Origin of the sequence: Cupriavidus sp. CuC1 (assembly GCF_044627735.1) — a bacterium.
In the GTDB taxonomy this organism is placed as follows: Bacteria; Pseudomonadota; Gammaproteobacteria; order Burkholderiales; family Burkholderiaceae; genus Cupriavidus; species Cupriavidus ulmosensis.
The window spans coordinates 1-24562 of the sequence record NZ_JBIUHC010000144.1 but is presented as its reverse complement, the minus strand read 5'-3'; the positions used below and the strand labels follow the sequence as shown (position 1 = coordinate 24562).

Annotated in this window: 23 protein-coding genes and 2 pseudogenes; 11 read left to right on the top strand and 14 right to left on the bottom strand. The window is 66.1% G+C overall.

Features of this window, described 5'->3' with window-relative positions; all coding sequences use genetic code 11:
• Nucleotides 1–121: 121 nt before the first annotated feature.
• The gene (gene metK, locus ACGLHR_RS40145) at nucleotides 122–1285 is read right to left on the bottom strand and encodes a methionine adenosyltransferase (protein ID WP_267605249.1); all 1164 of its coding nucleotides are present in this window, start codon (nucleotides 1283–1285) and stop codon (nucleotides 122–124) included.
• Between the two features lie 389 nt (nucleotides 1286–1674).
• Between metK and ACGLHR_RS40140 the strand changes: the two genes are divergently transcribed.
• The 4 genes from ACGLHR_RS40140 (at nucleotide 1675) to ACGLHR_RS40125 (ending at nucleotide 5328) form a co-directional block, all read left to right on the top strand.
• Nucleotides 1675–2613, top strand: coding sequence for a lysophospholipid acyltransferase family protein (locus ACGLHR_RS40140; protein ID WP_400101174.1), 939 nt, complete (start codon nucleotides 1675–1677; stop codon nucleotides 2611–2613).
• Nucleotides 2610–3503 (top strand): lipid A biosynthesis lauroyl acyltransferase, encoded by an 894-nt coding sequence (locus ACGLHR_RS40135; RefSeq protein ID WP_267605248.1) that lies wholly within the window; start codon nucleotides 2610–2612, stop codon nucleotides 3501–3503. The genes ACGLHR_RS40140 and ACGLHR_RS40135 overlap by 4 nt, the downstream gene beginning before the upstream one ends.
• Before the next feature lie 100 nt (nucleotides 3504–3603).
• The gene (gene dapF / locus ACGLHR_RS40130) at nucleotides 3604–4470 is read left to right on the top strand and encodes a diaminopimelate epimerase (RefSeq protein WP_267605247.1); all 867 of its coding nucleotides are present in this window, start codon (nucleotides 3604–3606) and stop codon (nucleotides 4468–4470) included.
• Nucleotides 4471–4518: 48 nt separating this feature from the next.
• Nucleotides 4519–5328, top strand: coding sequence for a polyphosphate kinase 2 family protein (locus ACGLHR_RS40125; RefSeq protein WP_400101173.1), 810 nt, complete (start codon nucleotides 4519–4521; stop codon nucleotides 5326–5328).
• Between the two features lie 60 nt (nucleotides 5329–5388).
• On the opposite strand, the gene ACGLHR_RS40120 is transcribed toward ACGLHR_RS40125, so the two are convergent.
• The 4 genes from ACGLHR_RS40120 to pyrE form a co-directional block, all read right to left on the bottom strand.
• On the bottom strand, nucleotides 5389–6606 hold the full coding sequence (locus ACGLHR_RS40120; protein ID WP_400101175.1) for a DUF3734 domain-containing protein: 1218 nt from the start codon (nucleotides 6604–6606) through the stop codon (nucleotides 5389–5391).
• Nucleotides 6607–6915: 309 nt separating this feature from the next.
• Nucleotides 6916–7698: a 3-hydroxybutyrate dehydrogenase gene (locus ACGLHR_RS40115; RefSeq protein ID WP_267605245.1), complete on the bottom strand. Its 783-nt coding sequence runs from the start codon at nucleotides 7696–7698 to the stop codon at nucleotides 6916–6918.
• Between the two features lie 96 nt (nucleotides 7699–7794).
• On the bottom strand, nucleotides 7795–8535 hold the full coding sequence (locus ACGLHR_RS40110) for an acetoacetate decarboxylase (protein ID WP_267605244.1): 741 nt from the start codon (nucleotides 8533–8535) through the stop codon (nucleotides 7795–7797).
• Between the two features lie 189 nt (nucleotides 8536–8724).
• Entirely contained in the window at nucleotides 8725–9414 is a 690-nt protein-coding gene (gene pyrE / locus ACGLHR_RS40105; protein ID WP_318234660.1) for an orotate phosphoribosyltransferase, read from the bottom strand.
• Nucleotides 9415–9444: 30 nt separating this feature from the next.
• Between pyrE and ACGLHR_RS40100 the strand changes: the two genes are divergently transcribed.
• Nucleotides 9445–10221 (top strand): exodeoxyribonuclease III, encoded by a 777-nt coding sequence (locus ACGLHR_RS40100; protein WP_400101170.1) that lies wholly within the window; start codon nucleotides 9445–9447, stop codon nucleotides 10219–10221.
• Nucleotides 10222–10234: 13 nt separating this feature from the next.
• Here the strand turns inward: ACGLHR_RS40100 and ACGLHR_RS40095 are convergent, their stop codons facing one another.
• Together ACGLHR_RS40095 and ACGLHR_RS40090 are read right to left on the bottom strand one after the other, a co-directional pair.
• Entirely contained in the window at nucleotides 10235–10636 is a 402-nt protein-coding gene (locus ACGLHR_RS40095; protein ID WP_267605241.1) for a type II toxin-antitoxin system MqsA family antitoxin, read from the bottom strand.
• Nucleotides 10633–10767 (bottom strand): type II toxin-antitoxin system MqsR family toxin, encoded by a 135-nt coding sequence (locus ACGLHR_RS40090; protein WP_400101168.1) that lies wholly within the window; start codon nucleotides 10765–10767, stop codon nucleotides 10633–10635. Before ACGLHR_RS40090 ends, ACGLHR_RS40095 begins: the two co-directional genes overlap by 4 nt.
• 198 nt (nucleotides 10768–10965) lie before the next feature.
• Between ACGLHR_RS40090 and argC the strand changes: the two genes are divergently transcribed.
• Nucleotides 10966–11913: an N-acetyl-gamma-glutamyl-phosphate reductase gene (argC, locus tag ACGLHR_RS40085; RefSeq protein WP_318234657.1), complete on the top strand. Its 948-nt coding sequence runs from the start codon at nucleotides 10966–10968 to the stop codon at nucleotides 11911–11913.
• A gap of 163 nt (nucleotides 11914–12076) precedes the next feature.
• Here argC and ACGLHR_RS40080 read toward each other — a convergent pair whose 3' ends face one another.
• Complete coding sequence (locus ACGLHR_RS40080) at nucleotides 12077–13075, bottom strand: M48 family metallopeptidase (RefSeq protein ID WP_400101166.1); 999 nt, start codon at nucleotides 13073–13075, stop codon at nucleotides 12077–12079.
• 197 nt (nucleotides 13076–13272) lie between these two features.
• On the opposite strand from ACGLHR_RS40080, the gene ACGLHR_RS40075 reads away from it, so the two are divergent.
• Complete coding sequence (locus ACGLHR_RS40075; RefSeq protein WP_267605239.1) at nucleotides 13273–14529, top strand: muropeptide transporter; 1257 nt, start codon at nucleotides 13273–13275, stop codon at nucleotides 14527–14529.
• Nucleotides 14530–14579: 50 nt separating this feature from the next.
• Here the strand turns inward: ACGLHR_RS40075 and ACGLHR_RS40070 are convergent, their stop codons facing one another.
• Complete coding sequence (locus ACGLHR_RS40070; protein ID WP_400101164.1) at nucleotides 14580–15410, bottom strand: acyl-CoA thioesterase; 831 nt, start codon at nucleotides 15408–15410, stop codon at nucleotides 14580–14582.
• A 99-nt stretch (nucleotides 15411–15509) separates the two neighbouring features.
• Nucleotides 15510–16366, bottom strand: a pseudogene (locus tag ACGLHR_RS40065) (DMT family transporter).
• Between the two features lie 217 nt (nucleotides 16367–16583).
• On the opposite strand from ACGLHR_RS40065, the gene ACGLHR_RS40060 reads away from it, so the two are divergent.
• The gene (locus ACGLHR_RS40060; protein ID WP_400101162.1) at nucleotides 16584–17510 is read left to right on the top strand and encodes a LysR family transcriptional regulator; all 927 of its coding nucleotides are present in this window, start codon (nucleotides 16584–16586) and stop codon (nucleotides 17508–17510) included.
• A 24-nt stretch (nucleotides 17511–17534) separates the two neighbouring features.
• Here the strand turns inward: ACGLHR_RS40060 and metW are convergent, their stop codons facing one another.
• Nucleotides 17535–18146, bottom strand: a complete 612-nt coding sequence (metW, locus tag ACGLHR_RS40055) for a methionine biosynthesis protein MetW (protein WP_318234654.1) — start codon at nucleotides 18144–18146, stop codon at nucleotides 17535–17537.
• Nucleotides 18143–19315, bottom strand: coding sequence for a homoserine O-acetyltransferase (locus ACGLHR_RS40050; protein ID WP_318234653.1), 1173 nt, complete (start codon nucleotides 19313–19315; stop codon nucleotides 18143–18145). The genes metW and ACGLHR_RS40050 overlap by 4 nt, the downstream gene beginning before the upstream one ends.
• A 390-nt stretch (nucleotides 19316–19705) precedes the next feature.
• Here ACGLHR_RS40050 and creB point away from each other — a divergent pair, with 390 nt between their 5' ends.
• The 3 genes from creB (at nucleotide 19706) to creD (ending at nucleotide 23420) form a co-directional block, all read left to right on the top strand.
• Entirely contained in the window at nucleotides 19706–20404 is a 699-nt protein-coding gene (gene creB, locus ACGLHR_RS40045) for a two-component system response regulator CreB (RefSeq protein ID WP_267605234.1), read from the top strand.
• Nucleotides 20405–20445: 41 nt separating this feature from the next.
• Complete coding sequence (creC, locus tag ACGLHR_RS40040; protein WP_400101159.1) at nucleotides 20446–21888, top strand: two-component system sensor histidine kinase CreC; 1443 nt, start codon at nucleotides 20446–20448, stop codon at nucleotides 21886–21888.
• A 110-nt stretch (nucleotides 21889–21998) separates the two neighbouring features.
• Nucleotides 21999–23420: a cell envelope integrity protein CreD gene (gene creD / locus ACGLHR_RS40035; protein ID WP_400101157.1), complete on the top strand. Its 1422-nt coding sequence runs from the start codon at nucleotides 21999–22001 to the stop codon at nucleotides 23418–23420.
• Between the two features lie 342 nt (nucleotides 23421–23762).
• Here creD and slmA read toward each other — a convergent pair whose 3' ends face one another.
• On the bottom strand, nucleotides 23763–24422 hold the full coding sequence (gene slmA, locus ACGLHR_RS40030; protein WP_318237231.1) for a nucleoid occlusion factor SlmA: 660 nt from the start codon (nucleotides 24420–24422) through the stop codon (nucleotides 23763–23765).
• Nucleotides 24419–24562 (bottom strand): annotated as a pseudogene (locus ACGLHR_RS40025) (haloacid dehalogenase); the annotation flags it as partial. The pseudogene ACGLHR_RS40025 and the gene slmA, both read right to left, overlap by 4 nt.

Here is a 24562-nt window from a genome sequence, read left to right as displayed (position 1 = left end):
ACACTTCCCCTTGCCGGGTGTGTAAGGGACTTGCACCCTCAAGTGAGTGCGCCCTGCCGGGCGCACCGAAAAAAAACACCGCCTTGGGCGGTGTTCTTCCGATGCCAGGTTCGCGGCAGCTTTACAGGCCGGCAGCGGCGCGCAGCAGTGCGACCTTGTCGGTCGCTTCCCACGAGAACTCCGGCTCTTCGCGGCCAAAGTGGCCATAGGCAGCGGTCTTCTCGTAGATCGGGCGCAGCAGGTCGAGCATTTGCACGATGCCCTTCGGGCGCAGGTCGAAGTGCTCTTGCACCAGCGCGGCGATCGCCTCGTCGGAGATCTTGCCGGTGCCTTCGGTGTACACCGTCACGTTGATCGGGCGGGCCACGCCGATGGCGTAGCTGACCTGCACCTGGCACTGGCGCGCCAGGCCGGCGGCGACGATGTTCTTGGCGACGTAGCGGGCAGCATAGGCAGCCGAGCGGTCGACCTTGGACGGATCCTTGCCCGAGAAAGCACCGCCACCGTGGGGCGAAGCGCCGCCGTAGGTGTCGACGATGATCTTGCGGCCGGTCAGGCCGCAATCGCCTTGCGGGCCGCCGATGACAAAGCGGCCGGTCGGGTTGACCAGGTACTTGGTGTCCTTGAGCATCTCGGCCGGCAGCACCGGCTTGATGATTTCCTCGATCACGGCTTCGCGGATCTGCGCCTGGGTGATATCCGGCGAGTGCTGGGTCGACAGCACCACGGTATCCACGCTGTGCGGACGGCCGTCGACGTAACGCACGGTCACCTGCGACTTGGCGTCCGGACGCAGCCAGGGCAGGCGTCCGTCGCGGCGCAGCTGCGACTGGCGCTCGACCAGGCGGTGCGAATAATAGATCGGGAAGGGCATCAGCTCCGGCGTTTCATCGCAGGCGTAGCCGAACATCAGGCCCTGGTCGCCGGCGCCCTGGTTCAGGTAGTCGTCGGAGGCGCGGTCCACGCCCTGGGCGATGTCAGGTGATTGCTTGTCGTAAGCGACCAGCACTGCACAACCCTTGTAGTCGATGCCATATTCGGTGTTGTCGTAGCCGATGCGCTTGATGGTGTCGCGCGCGACTTGGATGTAATCGACGTTGGCGGTCGTGGTGATTTCCCCGGCGAGGACAACCAGGCCGGTGTTGCACAGCGTTTCAGCGGCAACGCGCGCGTACTTGTCCTGGGCCAGGATGGCATCGAGGACAGCGTCGGAAATTTGGTCTGCGACCTTATCGGGATGGCCTTCGGAGACGGATTCCGAAGTGAACAAGAAGTCGTTTGCCACGAACTTTTCTCCAGGTTTGGCTATTGCGCGCCAACCTCAAAGCCCGGGCGGCGACGCTTTAGCGGTATTTTCATGCCGTTCCGGTAGAACGGTATCGCCCCGCAAGTTGTCAGTTAACTCGGCGATACGCGCTATTATACGCGCCTGCAAGCTACGCTGCAGCGCCCCGGTTATCTGGCACGCCTGCCAAATACCGGACGCTGTCGCGGCCAGGCCGCGCCACCCGCATGAGCGACGCGCTTGCGCGCCTGGCGCGAAGCCTGCAGGCAGTGCAAGCCGTGCGGTGGGCCCCGTAACAACACGAGATTCATTTTGAATGCCCCACTAACGGCAGCGCCCGGCAAAACATTAATGACCTACCCGGCCCGCCGGGCCGCTATCGTAATTCGATGACCTTCCTGTTCTGGCTGATTTCCCGTTTGCCACTCTCCTGGCTGCACGCCATCGGCGGCGCGCTCGGATTGCTGGCGGCACGCTTGCCGGGACGTTATGGCACGCGCCTGCGGGAAAACCTGCGCCACGCCTATCCCGATGCCAGCGACGCGATGCTGGCCGAGGCGGCCCGCGCAACAGGCCGCATGATCCTGGAGATGCCTTACTTCTGGAGCCGGCGCAATCCCAAGGCCCGCATGTACGGCTTTGCCACCCGGCTCTGGCCAGAACTCGACAAGCTGATGGCGCAGGGCCGCGGGCTGATCATCCTGGTGCCGCATCTTGGTTGCTTTGAAGTGCTTCCTCAGGCATTTGCCCTGCGGCATCCGGTCACGGCGCTGTACAAGCCGCCGCACCAGGCCTGGCTGCGCGACTGGATCGTCAAGATGCGCACGCGCCCCAACCTGGCCATGGCGCCGGCGCAGCCGCGCGGCGTGCGCATGCTGGTCAAGGCGCTCAAGCGCGGCGAGGCCATCGGCATCCTGCCCGACCAGGTCCCGACCGGCGGCGAAGGCGCCTGGGCGCCGTTTTTCGGCAAGCCGGCCTACACCATGACGCTGGTGCAGCGCCTGCAGCAACTCACGGGCGCGCCCATCGCGGTGATCTTCGCCGAGCGCCTGCCGCGCGGCGCCGGCTTCGTCGGCCATGTGCAGTTGATCAAGGACCCGCTGCCCGACGACCAGGCAGAAGCCGTCGCGGTGATCAACGCGGCGGTCGAGAAGCTGGTGAAGGAAGCCCCGACCCAGTACCTGTGGGGCTACAACCGGTACAAGCATCCGGGCGGCGCCGAGTTGCCGCCTGCGCAGCCACCCCGCGCGCCCGCGGCCGACGCCTCGCGCAATCCGCTGGAGGTGCCGGCACCGGCACCGGCACCCCTCTCCAACGACCAAAAATGAGCCGTATTTTTACCTGGCTTGGCATCGGCCTGCTGACCGTGCTGGGCAAGCTCCCCTATCCGCTCGTGGCGCGCTTCGGCGAAGGCCTGGGCAGCCTGCTCTACCTGATTCCCAGCAGCCGCCGCCGCGTGGTGCAGACCAACCTGCGCCTGTGCTTCCCCGACCGGAGCGAGGCCGAGATCGAAACGCTCTCGCGCCAGACCTTCCGCACCGTCTTTCGCAGCTTTGCGGAGCGCGGCATCTTCTGGACCGGCAGCGAGGCGCAGATGCGCCGCTGGGTCCAGATCGACGACCAGGCCGACCTGGTGGCGCTGGACGGCACGCCCCATATCCTCGTCACGCTGCATCTGTCCGGCGTCGAGGCCGGCGCCATCCGCCTCACCATCCACCTGCGCGAGCATGTGGGACGCTCCGGCGCGTCGCTGTACACGAAGCAGAAGAACGCCTTGTTCGACGGCTTCCTCAAGCACGCGCGCGGGCGCTTCGGCGCCAACATGATTGCCCGCAACGACAGCGCGCGCGACATCATCCGCTGCCTGCGCAAGGGCGAGGCCCTGCAACTGATCGCAGACATGGACTTCGGCGAGCGCGACTCGGAATACATCCCTTTCTTCGGCGTGGAGGCCCTGACCTTGACGTCCGTATCCCGCTTGGCGCGGCTGGCCGGTGCCAAGGTGGTGCCGATCTATACCGAGATGCTGCCCGACTACCAGGGCTATGTGCTGCGCATCCTGCCGGCTTGGGAAAACTATCCCGGCGACAGCGTGACCGAGGACACCCGGCGCATGAATGCCTTCTTCGAAGACTGCATCCGCCCGCGCATCACCGAGTACTACTGGGTGCACAAGCGCTTCAAGCACCGCCCGGACGGCGAACGCGAAAACTACTGACCACGTGGGCGCGGCTGCGGCATCGCCAGGCAGATATGCTGCCCGCGCCACCCTCGATACGCCGCCAGCAAGCGCGGGACGGCCCGACTACAATCGCACTATGAAACTCCAGTTCACCAAGATGCACGGCGCCGGCAACGACTTCGTCGTGCTCGACGGCATCCACCAGACCCTGAGCCTGACCCCGGCGCAGTGGCGCGCGCTCGCCAGCCGGCATTTCGGCGTGGGTGCCGACCAGATCCTGGTGGTCGAGAAGCCGACCCGGGACGACGTCGACTTCCGCTACCGCATCTTCAACGCCGACGGCGGCGAGGTGGAGCACTGCGGCAATGGCGCGCGCTGCTTCGTGCGCTTCGTCACCGACCACGGCCTGACCGACAAGCGCTCGGTGCGCGTGCAGGTGATGAACGGCGTGATCACGCTGACGCTGCAGGACGACGGCCAGGTCACGGTCGACATGGGCGCGCCGGAACTCGAACCCGAGCGCGTGCCGTTCCGCTCCGACGGCCTGCCGACCAAGGCCGAAGGCCGCGATACGCTGTACGGGCTGGAAGTCAACGGCCGCACCGAATGGATTTCGGCCGTCTCGATGGGCAATCCCCACGCGGTGCAGGTGGTGGACGACACCGAGGCCTTCCCGGTACTGCAGGATGGCCCCATCATCGAGCATCACGCGAGCTTTCCCAACCGCGTCAACGCCGGCTTCATGCAGGTGGTGGAGCGCCATACGATTCGCCTGCGCGTGTTCGAGCGCGGTGCCGGCGAGACGCTGGCCTGCGGCACGGGCGCGTGCGCGGCAGTCGTCGCCGGCATTCGCCGCGGCCTGCTGGACTCGCCCGTACTGGTGCACACCCATGGCGGGGACCTGACGATTGCCTGGGACGGGGAAGGCGAGTCGGTACGCATGACCGGCCCGGCCACCACGGTGTTCGAAGGCAGCATTGACCTGGACCGGCTGCCTGCCTGACCATAGGGGCTTGCGGCCAGCCACGGCCGCGCCCTCCATGGAGTGCCAATGTCGCTCGCCGATTTCCGCATCACCTCGGGCAAGAACTTCCGCCTGGCCGACTTCAACGCCGGCACCAAGCCGCTCTCCAGCGGCGACAAAGCCACCGACCAGGCCCGCATTGCCGAACTGAGCACCAGGCTTGACGAGCTGCAGGACATCTTCTACGCCGAACACAAGCGCAAGCTGCTGGTGGTGCTGCAAGGCATGGACACCAGCGGCAAGGACGGCACCGTGCGCGGCGTGTTCCGCAGCTTCGACCCCCTCGGCATCCGCGTCGTCGCGTTCAAATCCCCCACCGCCGAAGAACTCGCGCACGACTACCTGTGGCGCATCCATGCCCAGGTGCCGCGCGCCGGTGAGATCGTGGTCTTCAATCGCAGCCACTATGAAGACGTGCTGATCACGCGGGTGCACGAGTGGATCGACGAAGCCGAATGCGAGCGCCGCTACAAGCAGCTACGCGCCTTCGAGACGATGCTGCTGGAAACCGGCACCACCATCGTCAAATGCTTCCTGCATATTTCCAAGGACGAGCAGAAGGCCCGGCTGGAAGCACGGCTGGCGGATCCCCAGAAGCACTGGAAGTTCGACCCGAAGGATCTGGAAGAGCGGCAGTACTGGAAGAACTACGAGACCGCCTACGAGGCCGCCATTGCCGCGACCAGCACGCCGGAAGCACCGTGGCATATCGTGCCCGCGAATTCGAAGACGCACCGGAACCTGATGGTGGCGGAGATCATGATGGCGGTGTTCGAGAAACTGAAGCCCGAGTATCCGCCGGGAAAGCCGGAGTTGGCGAAGCTCAAGGTGGTCTGAGGCTGCGGGGCAGCAGCGAAGGGACCAGGGCCAAGCCGGCCCCGGCCCCCTCGCGTCGGGTCAGGCATGCCCGTTGCCGCGATGGATGTCGTGCGTGACAAACGGCTTCTCATGCGTCGGCATGGCCAGCCACTCCGGATGCTTCAATGTCTCCCGAATGTCGTCCAGCCCGCTGGTCCAGTGATCGTTCATGGTCAGCAAGCCAAACTGATAATCCTTGGCGTTGCCCTCAAACGTCTTGTCGCGATAGACCAGCTGGATCACATTGCGGCGCGCATCGCATGCGTACTCCGCCGCCTTGCGGTACCAGTCATTGTCCCGTTGCCCCTGCGGCACCAGCGCCATCACCTCGCTCAGCATGCGGCGGTAGTTCTGCTGCTCGCCCATGTAATCCGTGATGGTGCGCGTGCGGCTGGAATACTGGATGTCTTTCTGCCGCTCCGCCACGTCCAGCAGGTTGTGCGGCAACTTGCCGCGCGCGCTCCACAGGTCCACCTGGAAGATCAGCGCGTCGCGCCGGGGCTGGGCGGTCAGGACTTCGGACAGCGGCGTGTTGGATACCAGGCCGCCATCCCAATAGAACTCGCCATCGATCTCCACCGCGGGAAATCCCGGCGGCAAAGCGCCGGAAGCCATGAAATGCTCGGCGTGCAGCTTGCGTCGGGTGTTGTCGAAGTAAGCGAAATTGCCGGTCCGCACATTCACCGCGCCAACCGACACGCGCGTCTCCTTATGATGCGAGTTGATGCGGTCAAAATCGGCAAAGCGCTCCAGCGTGGCTTTGAGCGGGCTGGTGTCGTAATAGCTGGCGCTGGCGGGGCCACACTGGCGCTCCACCAGGCTGGTCCACGGACGAGGCTGGAAGAAACCCCGCTGCCCCTCGAAGATGGCACGCGCGGCCTCGATGCCGTCGAACCAGATGCGCAGTGGATCGGGCCAGTGCGCGGCGGTCTCCGCGACCACCTCGTAGGGCAGCAGGCTGGGCAGCCACGGCTGCTGGCAGATGTAGTCCCAGAAAGCGCGCAACTGCTCGACCCTGCGCTCGGGCGCATTGCCCGCGATCACGGCAGCGTTCAACGCGCCGATTGAAATCCCGGCCACCCAGTTAGGCTGGATGCCCGCCTCCGCCAGTCCCTGGTACACGCCTGCCTGATACGAACCGAGCGCGCCGCCGCCTTGCAGCACCAAAGCCCTGACCGCGTATTCATTGTGAACCGGCCGCTTGCGGCCGGCGCCCTCAGGCGCGAGGTCCGGCGGCGCGCAGCCGCCGGGAGGCAGGAGGTTTGGCTCCGGCTCTCTTAACGGTTCGGGCTTTGGAGCCTCGTGTTTGAGCGCGGGCGCCGCCGGGTTCGCTACCACGGCCGCCGCGGCGCTTTTTACAGCCGTGCTTCTCACGGCCGCGCTTTTTACAGCCTGCTGCTTCGGCGTGCCCTTTTGCAGTGCCACTATATTTTCCTGTGCCACTTTATCCAGCTTTTGCCGACGTCCACCTGCCACGACCCCTCCTTGATGACTTTGCTTTCCGACCTTGCATGCGGTCATGCCGGCCGGGCGGCGGTATCGCCGCCCGGCCGCTTTTCTTGTCGCTTACTGCATGTACCAGCCGTGGCTCACGACAAAGGACTGCCCGGTCAGCGCCGCCGACGGGAAGGCGCACAGGAACAGCGCGGTCTGCGCCACGTCGTCCACGGTGGTGAACACGCCGTCCACGGTGCCGCCCAGCATGACGCGGCGAATCACCTCTTCCTCGCTGATGCCAAGCTCCTTGGCCTGTTCGGGAATCTGCTTGTCCACCAGCGGCGTGCGCACGAAACCCGGACAGATCACGTGCGAGCGCACGTTGTACTCCGCGCCTTCCTTGGCCAGCACGCGTGCCAGGCCAAGCAGCGCATGCTTGGCGGCAACGTAGGCGGACTTCAGCGGCGAGGCCTCGTGCGAATGCACCGAGCCCATATAGATCACGGTGCCGCCGCGCTTGTCCTTGTACATATGCTGGAGCGCGGCCTTGGTGGTGAGGAAGGCGCCATCGACGTGGATGGCCTGCATCTTCTTCCAGTCGGAGAAGGCGTAGTTCTGGATCGGGTTGACGATCTGGATGCCGGCGTTGGAGATCAGGATATCGATGCCGCCAAACGCCTTGGCCACCGCCTCGGTGGCGCTGTTGACCGCGTCCTCGTTGGTCACATCCATCGCCACGGCGATGGCGCGCCCGCCGGCGGCTTCGATATCGGCGGCGGCCTTCTGCGCAGCCTCGAGATTCAGGTCGGCGATGGCGACCGCCGCGCCCTCCTTGGCCAGCAGGTCAGCAATGGCCTTGCCGATGCCGCTGGCGGCGCCGGTCACGATGGCGGATTTTCCTTGGAGCTTCATGGACGTTTCTCCTGTCTGGATGATTCAGGTTAGGCGGGCCGGCCGGATGGGCCGGGACCGATGAAAACCGTTGGAAACCGATGGATGCGTGGCCGTTCAGGCCAGGTAATCGAACACCACCTCACCCAGACCTAGGGTGAGGTCGGCAACGTAGTGCTTGGCACCGAGGACCTCCAGCACCGGAAGGGCAGCCACCGGCGCGAGCGCATGGGGGGACAGCGATAGCGCTGCGGGCCCGGTCCACGCGCCCTTCATCTGCACGTCTTTCAGGAAGTAGCAGACCAGCTCACAGATGCGCGCGGAGCCGTCCACGTGCGGAATGACCTTGAGCAGGTAGTTGGGCGTGCTCGCGAGCGCCAGGCCCAGCACGTCCATGTCGAGCTCGCGGTGCTTGTAGCCCATGGTGCCGGTGGCGACACGCACCGGGCCGTAGTCGAGCGTGCCGACCAGCGTATCGGTGTGGACCGCGAGCGTGGGGCTGGCCAGCTTCTTCGGGAAGCCCCATAGCTCGCGCCCGCCCGCCAGTGGCGGATGGTCGTCGAGGTACATGGCATGGGTGTAGTTGCCGGGCTTGCCCTGGTAGGTGACGGGAATCACCTGGCCCGATTCGGTGTAGTCGCCAAACCCGGTGGAGTCTGGCATGCGGATGAATTCGTAGTTGACCACCGCGTCGGCGATCTCCAGGGGTTCCGGCACCACCGCGCGCAACAGCTCGGGATCGGTGCGGTAGGAGATGATGAAGAATTCGCGATGAATGAAGCGGTATGGCCCCATCGGATAGGCCGGACTGGTGAGCGGCATGGCGAATGCCTGCTCGCGGATCGTCTTGATGTCCATCGCCAGCTAACCTCCAAAAAAGAGATGCTGCGCCGCCTTGCCGGGCGGCAAAACGAATCCCTGGCGGCCCCGGGTATCCGGAAGGGGCCAGCCAGCGAAATCAGTCAGACCGGCGATTTTCCTGCGCGGTTCCCCGATATCTGCTGCGTTGCGACAAAGCGTTGCAAGCAGCAGGCAACAGGTTCCAGACTATACGCCGTAGCGCTGCCGATAGGCAGCCACCGCCTCGCGCGAGCCACCCAGCGCGGGATCCTGCGATGCGTCCAGGTAAGCCAGCAAGTCCTTCAGGCTGGCGATGGAGATCACCGGCACGCCATATTCGCGCTGCACATCCTGCACTGCAGAATGCGTCCCGACCTGATCGGCCGTGCCGCTCTTTTCCATGCGGTCGAGCGCGATCAGCACGGCCGCCGGCTCCGCGCCAGCCGCGCGGATCATCGCCATCGACTCGCGCACCGAGGTGCCGGCGGAGATCACGTCGTCGATGATCACGACCTTGCCCTGCAGCTTGGCGCCCACCAGCGTACCGCCTTCGCCGTGGTCCTTGGCTTCCTTGCGGTTGTAGGCGAAGCCAACGTCACGTCCGAGCCCGGCCAGCGCTACCGCGGTGGCGGACGCCAGCGTGATGCCTTTGTAGGCCGGCCCGAATAGCACGTCGAAGTCCAAACCGGAAGCGAGCAGGGTTTTCGCATAGAATTGCGCCACCTGGCCTAGCATCGCACCCTGGTTGAACAGGCCCGCATTGAAGAAGTACGGCGACTTGCGGCCCGCTTTGGTCACGAATTCGCCGAAGGACAGCACGCCAGCGTCGAGCGCGAAGCGGATGAAGGTCTGGCTCAGGTCGCCAGCGCCGGGCTGCGGCGTCGTCTGCTGCGTCATCTTTTCTCTCTGATTTCAAAATTTCCCGAGATGTTACGGATTATCAGCGCCAACCTCAACGGCATCCGCTCCGCGGCCAAGAAAGGCTTTTTCGAATGGATGGGCAAGCAGGACGCCGACATGGTCTGCGTCCAGGAGCTCAAGGCACAGGCTGCCGACATGACGGAAGCGTTCCTGGCGCCACATGGCTACCACGGCTACTTCCATTATGCGGAGAAAAAAGGCTATAGCGGTGTCGGCCTTTACACCCGGCACAAGCCGGAGCGCGTGATCACCGGCTTCGGCGTCGCCGAGTTCGATAATGAAGGCCGCTATGTCGAGGTGCAGTATCCGCACCTTGCCGTGATCTCGGTCTACGTGCCCTCGGGCTCCAGCGGGGAGGAACGCCAGCAAGCGAAATTCCGCTTCATGGAAGCCTTCCTGCCCCACCTGCTGCAACTCAAGGCCAGCGGGCGCGAGATCGTGCTGTGCGGCGACGTCAACATCGCCCACAAGGAAATCGACATCAAGAACTGGAAGGGCAACCTGAAGAATTCGGGCTTCCTGCCGGAAGAGCGCGGCTGGATCGGCGAACTGTTCGATGTGCACGGCTATGTGGACGTGTTCCGCAAGCTGGATCCGCGCCCCGAGCAGTACACCTGGTGGAGCAACCGCGGCCAGGCCTACGTGAAGAACGTCGGGTGGCGCATCGATTACCACCTGGCCACGACCAAGATCGCCGAGACCGCGCAGGCCACCTCGATCTACAAGGACGAGAAGTTCAGCGATCACGCGCCGCTGTCGATCGACTACGACTTCCCGCTGTGAGCCGACGCGCCGGCTACGCCGAGCGCACTTCGTCGAGCAGCTCCGGGTGCCGCTCCAGCACCTTGAGCAGCTTGACCAGGGCCAGCGGCGGCTTGGTCTTGCCGGTTTCGTAGCGCGAGAAGGCATTGACGCCGCCGCCGAAGATCTCCGCGGCCTCGCGCTGGTCCAGGCTCAGCTTCTTGCGCACGGCAACGATGAAGGCCGGATCGACGATCGCGGCGTTGACCTGCTTTTGGAACGCCGCGGCCGCTTCGCCGTACCGGTCTGCTTGATTCGGATCCAGCACGATTTCCCCGCACGCCGGACAAAAGCTGCCCGAGACCGCGGGAACGATGACCGTTTCGCCCTTGTATGTATAAGGCACGTCGCGCGTGTCCTGCACCAGTTCCGCACCCCCGCATTCTGGACATTTCATGGTTTCAGCTCCTGGAATGACACGACCAGCACCGCATCGGTGACCATCAGTTTCAGATGCAGTGCACCGGCGGCGGCAATTGGCCGGTAAACGTCCTGCCATACATTGTGATCCGCGTAGGTCCTGATCACCGAGAGCCGGCAGTGAGGCCTGCAGTGAGGCGTATGTTTCTCGATCAAATTTAACCTACTAGGTTATGAACGACAAGGGGATTTGCGCTGCATTGCGGCACGCACCCTGCCACGTCCCCCCAACCTAGTTACAATGCTGGTTCCCATCCGATTCCGGCGTGGGACCTTTCGTCTTTCGTATTTCCGAGTGAGTCCGCCATGGTTTTCAAAGTGTTCGTAGATGGTCAGGAAGGCACCACCGGTCTCCGGTTGCTCGACTATCTCTCCGGCCGTTCCGATGTGGAGCTGCTGCGTATCGCCGATGACAAGCGCAAGGATCCGGCCGAACGAGCACGCTTTCTGAATGCCGCCGACGTCGCTTTCCTGTGCCTGCCCGACGTTGCCTCCCGCGAGGCCGTGGCGCTGGTGACCAATCCCGATACCTGCGTGATCGACGCCAGCACGGCGTTCCGCACCACCGACAGCTGGGCCTATGGCCTGCCGGAACTCACGCGCGGCCAGCGCGAGAAGATCCGCACCAGCAAGCGCATCGCGGTGCCGGGCTGCCACGCCAGCGCCTTCCTGATGGCGGTGCGCCCGCTGGTGGAAGCCGGCGTGATGCAAGCCGATTACCCGGTCTCGGCATTCTCGCTGACCGGTTACAGCGGCGGCGGCAAGCAGATGATTGCCGAGTTCGAAGCCGGCGGTAACCCCAAGCTCAACAGCCCGCGCCCCTACTCGCTCGGCCTCGCGCACAAGCACCTGCCCGAGATGCGCGTGCAGGCCGGCCTGGCGCAGGCGCCGATCTTCAACCCGATCGTCGGCAACTTCCTCAAGGGCCTGGCCGTGACGGTGCCGGTGTACCCGGATCGCCTGGCGCGCAAGGTCACGCCGGAACAGATCGCGGACATCTACCGCAAGCACTACGAAGGCGAGCAGTTCGTGCGCGTGATGCCGGTGGGCGATGAGGCCAACCTGGACGGCGGCTTCTTCGACGTGCAGGCCAGCAACGACACCAACCGCGTGGACCTGTTCGTGTTCGGCTCGGCCGAGCGCATCGTGCTGATGGCGCGCCTGGACAACCTGGGCAAGGGCGCTGCCGGCGCTGCCGTGCAATGCATGAACGTGCATGTCGGCGCGGACGAGGCGACTGGCCTGAGCGCCTGACACGCTCAAGCGCCAATGCGGCTCTCACCAGCCGCGCGCGAATGAAAAAGCCGGCGATGGTTCGCCGGCTTTTTTTCGTCCCAGGAAATCCCTTCGATCAGATCCCGGCCTTGACCACCGTGCCCTTGCAGGATCCACCATCAAGAGCGCCTCTCGGGCGTCTCTACTTACTAAGTGGCTTTTGCCGGTCGTCGTCGCCGCTGTCGACCGGCGCGCTGCTCAGGTTGGCCATATTGGCCCGATAGGTCGGCAGCTTGCCGACGCTGGAATCGATCGCGCGCGCGTAGAGCGGCAACACCTCGGGCAGGTGCTTCTCCAGCTCGGCGATGCGGGTGCGGCCCGACGGATGGGTGGAGAGGAACTCCGAGCCCGACTGCGCCGAGGATTGCGAGACCGCCCCCATTTTTTGCCACAACGACACGGCGGCGCGCGGGTCGTAGCCGGCACGCGCGGCGATGTCCATGCCAACCAGGTCGGCCTCGGTCTCGTCCGAGCGCGAGAACCGCAGCGTGAGCAGCTGCGCCCCGGTGCCGAGCGCCATATTGCCGAGGTTGCCGAAACCGAACAGTTGCGAGATCACGTTGGCGCCCAGGTTGGTGATCTCGGACTTGGCCGCCCGCTCGCGCGCATGCTCCTGCAGCGCATGGGCTATCTCGTGCCCCATCACCATGGCGACTTCGTCGTCGGTCAGCTTGAGCTGGTCGAGCAGGCCGGTGTAGAAGGCGATCTTGCCGCCGGGCATGCAGAACGCATTGACCTGCTTGGAGTTGATCAGGTTGACTTCCCACTTCCATTGCCTCGCGCGTTCGTTCCAGCGCGGGGTCTGCGGCAGGATGCGCTTGGCGATGGCGCGCAGGCGCACCAGCTGCGGGTTGTTGTCGCCGACCAGGGTCTTCTTGGCCTGCGCTTCTTCCTTGAGTTGCTCGTACTCCTGCGAGGCCTGCTGCTCGATGACCTCGACCGGCACGATCTGGCGGATGGACGCGCCGCCGCGTTGCACGCGGATGCCATCTTCAGCGTCCTGCGGCTGGGCCTGGCCCTGGGCCTGGGCGGCGGCCATGCTCAGCGCGGCGCTGGCTGCCAGCGCCAGCGCGGCCAGTCGACGTGGCAACGCAATCCCGGCCCGCCGGTGGCGGCACTGACAACGCTGGCGATCGGACATGTGCGATTCCTTGGATGCGGTTTCCTGCAAGCAGGGTGAGCAAGGGTTGATGCGGCCAGGACACGGTCCGGGCCCGGCGCATCCCGCGCATGGGGCCGGCGCTGACGGTAATGCAATAATACACGGCGCCTTGCCCCGCCTGATCGCCATCCCGACTGCCTCGATTGCCCCGATTGCCCCGATTGCCATCCTGATTCATGACCTTTCAAGCCTATCTCGACATTTTCCGCAATCGCCGCATCGGCGCCATGCTCACGCTGGGCTTCGCTTCGGGGCTGCCGCTGGCACTCACCTCCGGCACATTGCAGGCCTGGATGACGGTGGAAGGGCTTGATATCAAGACCATCGGCTTCTTCTCGCTGGTGGGCCAGGCCTATATCTTCAAGTTCCTGTGGGCCCCGCTGATGGACCGCTATACGCTGCCGCTGCTGGGCCGGCGCCGCGGCTGGCTGCTGCTGACCCAGATCGGGCTGGTGCTGGGCATCGCGGGCATGGCCTTCTGCCCGCCGCACGAGGCGCTGTGGACGCTGGCCGCGCTGGCCACCCTGGTGGCCTTCATGTCGGCCTCGCAGGACATCGTGTTCGACGCCTACAGCACCGACGTGCTGCGCGCGCCGGAGCGCGGCGTGGGGGCGGCGGTCAAGGTGCTGGGCTACCGGCTGGCGATGCTGGTCTCGGGCGGGCTGGCACTATGGCTGGCCGACCGCGTGCTGGGCTGGCAGCAGATGTACCTGCTGATGGCGGGGTTGATGGGCATCGGCATCGTCAGCCTGCTGTGGGCGCCCGAGGCGGAATCGCCGGCGCGCACGCCGCGCACCATGGAAGAAGCCATCCTGGGCCCGCTGCGCGACTTCTTCTCGCGCCCCGGCGCCTGGTGGCTGCTTTTGCTGATCGTGCTCTACAAGCTGGGCGATGCGTTTGCCGGCAGCCTGTCCACCACCTTCCTGATCCGCGGCGTGGGCTTTTCGGCCGGTGAAGTCGGCCTGGTCAACAAGACGCTCGGGCTGGCCGCCACCATCGTGGGCGCGCTGTTCGGCGGCACGCTGATGGTGCGCCTGGGCCTGTACCGCTCGCTGCTGCTATTCGGCATCCTGCAGGGGGTGTCCAACCTCGGCTACTGGATCCTGGCGGTGACGCCGCCGCACCTGTGGACCATGGGCGCCACCATCGCGGTGGAGAACCTCTGCGGCGGCATGGGCACGGCGGCCTTCGTGGCGCTGTTGATGACGCTGTGCAACCGCTCGTTCTCGGCCACCCAGTACGCGCTGCTGTCCGCGCTGGCCTCGGTCGGGCGCGTCTATGTGGGGCCGAGCTCGGGCTACCTGGTGGAGGCCTTCGGCTGGTCGGCCTTCTACCTCAGCACCGTGGCGGTGGCGGTGCCCGGCGTGGTGCTGCTATGGGCGATGCGCAACACCGTGCACCGCTACGAGGCCCAGGCCCGCGCCGCGGCCTGACCCCCTGCCCCCCCTGACACCCTGACCCTGATACCCGGCAGCGCGAACGCTTACTGCTTGTAGTAGACGATCTGGTGCGAGGTCGCCAGCAGTTCGCCCTGCGGGCTCCAGATCTGCGCGCTCTGGTCGAAGAAGCCCTGGCGGAACACCTGCGCCTGGGCGCTGCCCAGCACATGGCCCTCGCCCAGCGCGGCCAGGGTCTCGGCATCGGCATGGAAGTACGTGGTCAGCGACACGGTGCCGGCCGGCACGAAGCCGGCGCGCTTGAGGAAGATGCGCGGGTAGAAGGTGTCGCACCATGCCGCCATCGCGGCGAAGTCCGGCGTACGCGCGGGCGCGTCGCGCAGCCAGAACTGGGTCAAGCTGTCCGGATTCTCGGTGCCGGCCTCGACATTCGGCTTGGCGCCGCGCACCGGCCGCAACTCATACGCATCCAGCCAGCGCACCGGCGCGAAACCGGCCATCGGTGGGACATCGCTTGCCGGCGGCACCTGCGGGAACACCGCCTCGCCGCAATTCCAGGTCTCTCGGCGCACCGCGAAGAAGGCGGTAGCCGTGGTCGCCACTTCGTCGCCCTGGCGCAGCTCGATGGTCCAGTGCTGGGTGTTGCGGTTGGTACGCACCGGACGCGCCTCGATCACAAAGGGCCCTTCGACGATCGGGCCGGCGAAGTTGACGGTCAGCGCGGACGGATCGCCCAGCCGCTCGGGATGCTGCAGCACGGCCTGCAGCAGGGTGGCCGCCGTGATGCCGCCGAAGGGGCCGATCATGTTCCAGTAGGCAGGCGTGGTGCGGCCGTGGAACAGGTTTGCGCCTGCCGGCTCCAGCGCAATCGCGTGGTCGAAGGAATGGACAGTCTGGCTGGCTGGCGTGGCGGACATGTTGGGGACCAAAAAAGTACGATCGTTCGATAATACTGCAAACGGTAGATGGGCGCTGGCGCCGCGTCAACCGAGCGTCCCCTCCAATCCGCCGCCGGCTCAGCCCTCCTCCCGTGCCGCCCGCGCCCGCCGTAAAGGATTCCAACCCAGCTGGTTGCCGATCACCGCCAGCAGGATCAGCGCCATGCCCGCCAGTTGCAGCGGCGTGAGCACCACCCCGAACACCAGCACATCGATCACGATGGCCACCAGCGGGTAGACAAACGACAGCGTGGCGATCGACAGCACGTTCAGGCGCTGGAAGGCGCCGTACAACAGCGTGTACATCACCCCGGTATGCACCAGGCCAAGCGCCAGCAGCGCCCCCCAGGTCCGCCCGCCGAAGGTTTCCACCGCCGGATGCGCCAGCGGGAACAGCATGACCACCCCCATCACCATCTGCAGGCCCGCGATCTGCCCTGCCGGAATCCCCTTGAGGCGGCGCGTGGCCATGGTGGTGATGGCATACAGCAATGCCGCCAGCATCGCCAGCCCGACCCCATACAGCATGCCGCCAGTGGCGCCGCCATGTTCCAGCCCGGTAATCAGCACCACGCCGCCAAAGGCGAGCACCAGCCAGGCGAGGCGCCCGGGCGCGATGGCCTCGCGCTGGAACAGCGCCGCCAGCAGAAGCAAGAAGAAGGGCTGGGTGTGATAGACCACCGTGGACACCGAAATGCCGCTGTACGAATAGGCGGAGAACAAGGCCAGCCAGTTGAGGATCAGCGTGACGCCGCCCAGCGCCATCCAGCCCCAGTCGCGGCCGCGCATGGGTTGCCAGCCGCGCCGCAGGGCCAGCGTGCCCAGCAGCGCGGCGCCGCCGAAGATGCAGCGGAAAAACACCACGTCGAGCGGGGACTGCCCGCTTGTCACCACGAACCAGCCGATGGTGCCCGACAGGGGATGGCGGCCACCATGCGCCAGGCGCCGCCGCGCCGGGCGGATTCCGTGGCCTGCGGGGCCGGGGTGGCGGCCGGGGAAGCCACGGCGGTGCCAGATCTATCGATATTCATTGATGTCTCCTACGGAGCTTCGTACGCTTGGACGCCATTGTTCCACCGCGCAATCAAGTCAACAATCCATCAGATAAGCAATTACCATTTGACCTGTGATCACAAATCCAGGAGCCAGCCCATGCCCGTCGCGCAACTTAACGCCATGGCCGTATTCGCCCGGGTGGTGGAATGCGGCAGCTTCTCGGCCGCCGCCCGCGAGCTTGGCATGACACCCTCCGCCGTCAGCCGCCATGTGACTCGGCTGGAAGCAGCCATCGGCGCAAGCCTGCTGCAACGGACCACGCGCGCCTTTGCCCTGACCGAACTCGGGCAAGCGGTGCATGCCGCCTGCGCGCGCATGGTGGCGGCCGCGCAGGAGGTGAACACGCTGGCCAGCGACCACGGCGGCGCGCCGCATGGCCTGCTGCGGATCAGCGCGCCGGTGGTGTTCGGGCAGGCCTGGCTGGCACCGCGGCTGCCGGCCCTGCTGGACCGCTTTCCCGCGCTGGACCTGCAGCTGACGCTGGCGGACCGCCTGGTGGACCTGGTGGAAGAAGGCGTGGACGTGGCCATCCGTATTGCGCGCGAACTGGCGCCGGGACTGGCGGCGCGGCCAATCCGCGCGGTGCGTTACCGGCTGGTGGCGGCACCCGGCTGGCTGGCCCGGCATGGCACGCCCGCCGAGCCGGCGGCGCTAGCCGGGCATCGCTGCATCTACCTGGGCTATGGCGCCTTCGGCGAACGCTGGAGCCTGCGGCACAAGCGCGACGGGCAAACAGTGGCGCTGCGCATCCCGCCGAAGGTCACGCTCAACAACAGCGCGGCCATCGTCGCCATGGCGCAGGCCGGCGGCGGCATCGGGCTGGTGCCGGATTTCTCGGCCGCGGCGGCGCTGGCGTCAGGCAGCCTGGTACCGGTGCTTCACGACTGGGAGATCCTGGAACCCTACGTGGGCACCGCCTTCGCGGTCTACACGCCAACCCGCCACCTGGCCCCCAAGGTGCGCGCCTTCGTCGACCACCTGGTGGCGCAGGCGGCGCTCGAGACTAGCGCGGCGGGCGGCTGAACGAAGCCCCCCGCCCTCGCCGGCTCAGGTGGCGCATACCCGGTACACCGCCAGGCTGCCGCGCCAGTTCGAGCCCCAGTTGACCGTCACGCCCTCATGCATCACCACGCGGTCGAGGATGCGCAGGCCGACCTTGGACGCCAGCGCTTCAAAGTCGCTGATGGTCAGCACCCGCACGTTCGGCGTGTTGTACCACTGGTACGGCAGCGCCTCCGACACCGGCATGCGGCCGCGGAACACCGACAGCCGGTGCGGCCAGTAGCCGAAGTTGGGGAAGGACACGATGCATTCGCGCCCCACCCGCAGCGTCTCGCGCAGGACCTGCGCGGTGTTGTGGATGGTCTGCAGCGTCTGCGACAGGATCACCGTATCGAAGCTCTTGTCCTCGAACAGCGCCAGGCCGCCTTCCAGGTTCTGCTGGATCACGTGCACGCCCTTCTGCGCGCACGCCAGCACGCCGTCGTCCTGGATCTCGATGCCGTAGGCCTGCACGTCGAGCTCGTCCTGCAGCACGCGCAGCAGGCTGCCGTCGCCGCAACCAAGGTCGAGCACCGTGGAGTTGGGCTCGATCCAGCGCGCGATGGCGCGGAAGTCGGGGCGCAGCGCCAGGATATTGGGGTTGGCCGCGGCATTCATGCGCCTATCTCCTCGGCGATGCGTTCGTAGTAGGCGCGCATCAGGTTGTGATAGCGCGGGTCGTCGAGCAGGAAGGCGTCGTGCCCGTGCGGCGCATCGATCTCCGCATAGCTGACCGGGCGCTTGTTGTCGAGCAGGGCCTTGACCAGTTCGCGGCTGCGATTGGGGGCGAAGCGCCAGTCGGTGGTGAAGCTGGCCACCAGGAAGCTGGCCTGCGTCTGCGACACCGCGCGCGTGAGATCGCCGCCGAAGGCCAGCGCCGGATCGAAATAATCGAGCGCGCGCGTGATCAGCAGGTAGGTGTTGGCATCGAAGTACTCGGCGAACTTGTCGCCCTGGTAGCGCAGGTAGCTCTCCACCTGGAACTCGACATCGAAGGAGAAGCGGATGTCGTCGGTCTTGAGCTCGCGGCCGAATTTCTCCGCCATGTCCTCGTCGGACAGGTAAGTGATATGGCCGATCATCCGCGCGACACGCAGGCCGCGCTTGGGCTTGACGCCGTGCGCGTAGTAGTTGCCGCCGTGGAAGTCCGGGTCGGACAGGATCGCGCTGCGCGCCACCTCGTTGAAGGCGATGTTCTGCGCCGACAGCTTGGGAGTGGATGCCACCACGATGCAGTGGCGCAGCCGCTGCGGATACATCAGGCTCCAGGCCAGTGCCTGCATGCCGCCCAGGCTGCCGCCCATCACCGCCGCGAACTGGGTGATGCCGAACCGGTCCGCCACGCGCGCCTGGGCATTGACCCAGTCTTCCACCGTGACCACCGGGAACATCGCGCCATAGGGCTGGCCGGTGGCGGGGTTGGCGCTCATCGGGCCGGTCGAGCCGAAGCAGGAACCGAGGTTGTTGACGCCGATGACGAAGAAGTGGTCGGTGTCGAGCGGCTTGCCCGGGCCGACCATGTTGTCCCACCAGCCGACGTCGCGCGGGTCGTGCTCGTACACGCCGGCCACGTGGTGCGAAGCGTTGAGCGCGTGGCACACCAGCACGGCGTTGGAGCGGGCGGCGTTGAGCGTGCCGTAGGTCTCGACCATCAGGTCGTAGTCGGCTAGCGAGGTGCCGTTGCGCAGCTTCAACGGCTCGGGGAAATGCATGCGCTGCGGCGTGACGAAGCCGACCGAATCGGCCGGCAATGCCAACGTGGCAGGAGGCGGAGCTACGTCTGTCATGGAATAAGCCCGTTGGCAAACAGGCGAAAAAAAACCCGACCGGCATTGCGTGGACGTTGCCTGCGGATGACATCGAACCTGACATCAAACACAGCATCAACGACGGCGCAGCCAAATCGGGTTTTGCACGGGTCTTGTGTCCCGCGTGTCGGTGCCTTGCGTGGCAGGGAACCGACCCACCTCTTTAGCCGCATTTATATTGGCTGCCGGGACCCCCAAAACCACGCCTCCAGGGGTTACCATGCCGCCGCGCGCCCGCAAGCCAGTCATCAAATCGGCGCGACCCGCTTATTATAGAGCAAACAAAGGCGCCGGCGGCGGCGCGCCGCCCGACGCGATCCAAACACGAACCAGACGCTAACCAAACGCTAACCAAACGCCAATCCAGCCTTGACGAAACCACCCAGCATCCTGGTCATCGAAGACGAATCCGCCATCGCGGACACCATCCTCTATGCGCTATCCACCGAAGGCATGACGGTCGAGCACTGCGCGCTCGGCGGCGCCGCGCTTGCGCGCCTGCGCGCGCAAGCGCCGGACCTGGTGATCCTGGACGTGGGCCTGCCCGACATCAATGGCTTCGAAGTCTGCCGCACGCTGCGCACCTTCTCCGATGTGCCCGTGATCTTCCTCACCGCGCGCAACGAGGAAATCGACCGCATCGTCGGGCTGGAGATCGGCGCCGACGACTACGTGGTGAAGCCCTTCTCGCCGCGAGAGCTGGCGGCGCGGGTACGCGTGATCCTGCGGCGCGCCGGCAAGCGTGCCGCGCCGCCTGGACTTGCGCCGGCACCCGTGCAGCCTGAAGGCTTCACGCTCGATGCCGACGGCGCGCGCCTGGCCTGGCGCGGCCAGTGGCTCGACCTGACCCGTTACGAGTACCGGCTCCTGGCCTTGCTGCTGCAGCATCCCGGGCGCATCTATTCGCGCGCGCAGCTGATGGACCTGGTCTGGCACGACGCGCTCGACACCATCGACCGCACCGTCGATACGCATATCAAGACGGTGCGCGCCAAGCTGCGCGCGCTCGATCCGGAGTGCGATTCGATCCGCACCCATCGTGGCATGGGTTATTCGCTCGAAGGCTGAGCGGCGCCTCCACTTCATACACAACCTACCCACGGCCACACATGCATATCGGGCTTCGCATCTTCTTCGGCTTCTTCCTGATCGTCGGGCTGGCGGCGTTCCTCACGCTGCGGGTATTCGTCCAGGAGGTCAAGCCCGGCGTGCGGCAAGCCATGGAGGACACGCTGGTCGATACCGCGCATGTGCTGGCGGTGCTGGCCGCCGACGACATGAAGAACGGCCGCATCGCCGACGGCGCCTTCGCGCGCCGCCTGGCGCGGCTGCGCGAGGACAAGGTCGATGCCAATGTCTGGGGCATGCACAAGGATGCGGTGGGCTACCGCATCTACATCACGGACGAGCGCGGCATCGTGCGCTTCGATTCCGGCGAGGCGGCGGTTGGCGCGGATTACTCGCGCTGGAACGATGTCTACCGCACGCTGCGCGGCGAGTACGGCGCGCGCAGCACGCGCGCCAACCCCGACGACGATGCCAGCACGGTGATGCACGTGGCAGCCCCCATCCGCGACGGCAACAAGACCATCGGCGTCCTGACCGTGGCCAAGCCCAACGTGACGATGGCGCCGTTCATCGAACGCAGCCAGCGCAAGATCCTGCAGAGCGGCCTGTTGCTGATGGGCGGCGCGTTCGTCATCGGCCTGGCCTGCACGCTGTGGCTGGTGCACGGCCTGCGCCAGCTGCAGCGCTATGCGCGCGCGGTGGCGGCGGGCGAGCGCGCCGAAATGCCCCTGCGCGGCGCCAGCGAGCTGGCCGAGCTGGGCCGCTCGGTAGAGAGCATGCGCCTGCGGCTGGAGGACAAGCAATATGTCGAGCACTACATCCACACGCTGACGCACGAGATGAAGAGCCCGCTGGCGGCCATCAGCGGCGCCGCCGAGCTGCTGCAGGAAGACATGCCGGGCGCCGACCGCCACCGCTTCGTCGCCAATATCCGGCGGCAGGCACAGCGGCTTGAGGCAATGATCCGCAAGCTGCTGGCGCTGGCGGCGCTGGAGCAACGCCAGAGCCTGGAGACCCACGAGCCGGTTGCATTGGTGCCGCTGATCGAGCAGTTGCTGCATGAGCTGGAGCCGCGCGCCCGCCAGCGCGACCTGACGCTGCGCTTGCTGCCATCTGGCCAGCCCGAGCCGGTCGTGAAAGGCGATCCGTTCCTGCTGCACCAGGCGCTGGGCAACCTGCTGGAGAACGCCATCGACTTCGCGCCGGCGGCCAGCACGGTCGACGTGTCCGTGGCGCACGGCAGTGATCCCGCCGAGAAGATCGCCGTGCGCGTCACCGATCACGGCCCCGGCATTCCGGACTATGCGCTGCCGCGCCTGTTCGAGCGCTTCTACTCGCTGCCGCGCCCCGGCGGGCAGGACAAGAGCACCGGGCTGGGCCTGTGCTTCGTGCGCGAGATCGCTACGCTGCATCACGGTGAAATCACGCTGGCCAACCGCGCCGAGGGCGGAGCGTGCGCGACGCTTGCGCTGCCTGCGGCATAGCGACTTCACACTCAGCACACAATCGGGCCAATCGCTTCACGCAGGCTTCCGCGGCGGCTCACATGGCAACCCTAAGCTAGCGGCATCGTCACTCCCGCGCGCCTGCCGCCATGAACCGAATCCTGTTTTTCAAATCCGCCATCACGGCGTTCCTGATCCTGCTGATCCTGATCCCGCTGCATCTCGTGGGCAATGCCGTGCAGGACCGCAAGCACTACCGCGAGGAAGCGGTACGCAGCGTCTGGCAAAGCTACGCCGGCCCGCAGACCCTGACCGGCCCGGTGCTGGTGCTGCCGTACAAGGAGATCCTGCGGGTGACGGACAGCAGCGACCCGAAGCGGCCGAATGCCACCGTGCTGCAGGCAGAGGTCGGACAGTTGCTGGTCTTCCCCACGATGCTACGGGTCAAGGGCGAGGTCACGCCGAGCGAGCGCTATCGCGGCATCCACAAGGTGCTGGTGTACGAGATGCAAAGCCGCTGGCAGGGCACCATCGCGCTGCCCGACCCGGCCGAGCTGCCGCGCTCGGCCGGGCACGTCGCCTTTGAGGTGGGCCAGCCGTACATCACGATCGGTATCAGCGACACGCGCGGCCTGATGGCGGCACCCGCGTTCGAGCTGGACGGCAAGGCGCTGAAGCTGGAGCAAGGCGCGCGGCTCAAAAGCCTGTCGCAAGGCCTGCACGCCGAGATCGACTTGCCGCCCGCCAAAGCCGCCAAGCCCGGCCTGGATGGCAGGTCCGCGCAGGCACGGCGCGTGGTGCCGTTCTCGCTGACCTTGCCGCTGCTGGGCGCGCAGTCGCTGGCCTTCACCCCGGTGGGGGACCAGAACGACATCTCGCTCGATTCCGCGTGGCCCCATCCGAGTTTCGACGGCGACTTCCTGCCGCGCACCCGCAGCGTGAGCGCGCAGGGCTTTCGCAGCAACTGGAGCGTGACCTCGTACAACACCAAGGCCCGCAGCCAGCTTGCTGGCACCGGCGACGGCATGCTCGAAACGGTGTCGGTGACGCTGATCGATCCGGTCAACATCTACCTGCAGGCGGAGCGCGCGGTGAAGTACGGCGCCATGTTCGTGCTGCTGACCTTCGCCGGCTTCTTCATGTTCGAGCTGGTCAAGCGCCTGCGCATCCACCCGATCCAATACCTGCTGGTAGGCCTCGCACTCGCGGTATTCTTCCTGCTGCTGCTGAGCCTGTCCGAGCATATCTCGTTCGCGCTCGCCTACCTGGCGGCCAGCGCTGCCTGCATCGGGCTGCTGGGCTTCTACCTGTCGTTCGTGCTGCAGAGCTGGCGGCGCGGGCTGGCCTTTGCCACGCTGCTGACCGTGCTGTACGGCGCGCTCTATGGCCTGCTGCTGTCGAAGGACAATGCGCTGATGCTGGGCTCGCTGCTGATGTTCGTGATCCTGGCCGCCATCATGGTGATGACCCGGCGCATCGACTGGTACGCCGCGGGCGCCGCATGGCAGCCGCTGCGCGACAAGCCTGCGGCCCCGGCCGACGAAAACGCCGATGCGACCATACAGGCCTGAGCGCAGGACAATGCCACGGTTTGCTCCCCTCTTCCCCTGAGGGGAGAGGGAGCGACAGCCGTCGTCATGGCAGACGGTTTTGGCCTGTCCGGCGGCTTCGTCCAGGGCAGCTGGTTTGCTCCCCTCTCCCACTTGTGGGAGAGGGGCCGGGGGAGAGGGCGGGCGCTGGTTACGCCGTCATGCTGGAAACAACCATTGGCTTCGCTTCCAGTGGCTCCTGGCTAAGCCACCCCTCTCCCCAGCCCTCTCCCCCTGAGGGGAGAGGGAGTAAACACCGTCGTCATTTCAATCGGTTTTGGCGCATCCGGCCGGCTTCGGCCAATGCTTCAGAATGGGCGCAGCCTAGCCGAGCAGCACACGCAACTGCGCGTCCGCGTTCTCGCTGGGCAGCTTGCGAAAGCCGCTCTTGGCATAGCGATGCCACTGCCCCTGCACGGTCGCCACGATCAGCGCGGCGCGCACCGGCACATCGGCGTCGGGCGGAAAGGCGCCCTGGCTGATGGCGATCTTCAGGCACTGCCGCAGCGAGGCCTCGATCCGGTCCACTAGCTGGTTGATGCGCTCCTGCAGGCGGTCGTGCTCGCCCACCAGCGCTTCGCCGGTCAGCACGCGCGTCATGCCGGGATTCTTCTCGGCAAAGGACAGCAGCATGCGCACCACGGCGTGCGCCTGGCGCAAGCCATGCTCTTCCTGGGTGGTGATCTGATTGATCAGGCCGAAGACGGTCTGCTCGATAAAGCCGATCAGGCCTTCGAACATCTGCGCCTTGCTGGCGAAATGGCGGTATAGCGCCGCCTCCGATACGCTGAGCTTGGCAGCCAGCGCCGCGGTGGTGACCTTTTCCCCGCGCGGCACTTCCAGCATCCCGGCCAGCGTTTGCAGGATCTGCACCCGCCGCTCGCCCGGACGCGGGCGTTTGCGTGCCGGCGCCCCGTCCACGCCTGCGCCCTGCCCGGCGGCGGCCGGAGCCGCACCCGATGGGCGCCCATTACTGTGCATCATGACCCGATTCTCCGCATTCGTCGTTGGAGTTGATGCATGGATTGTACTTTTACGTTCACATAGCCGGGGCGATTTACGATCCGCGCCCGCACGCGCGGCGCCGATGCCGGCAGCGCCTGCGGCGCCGTCGTGCCGGGCGC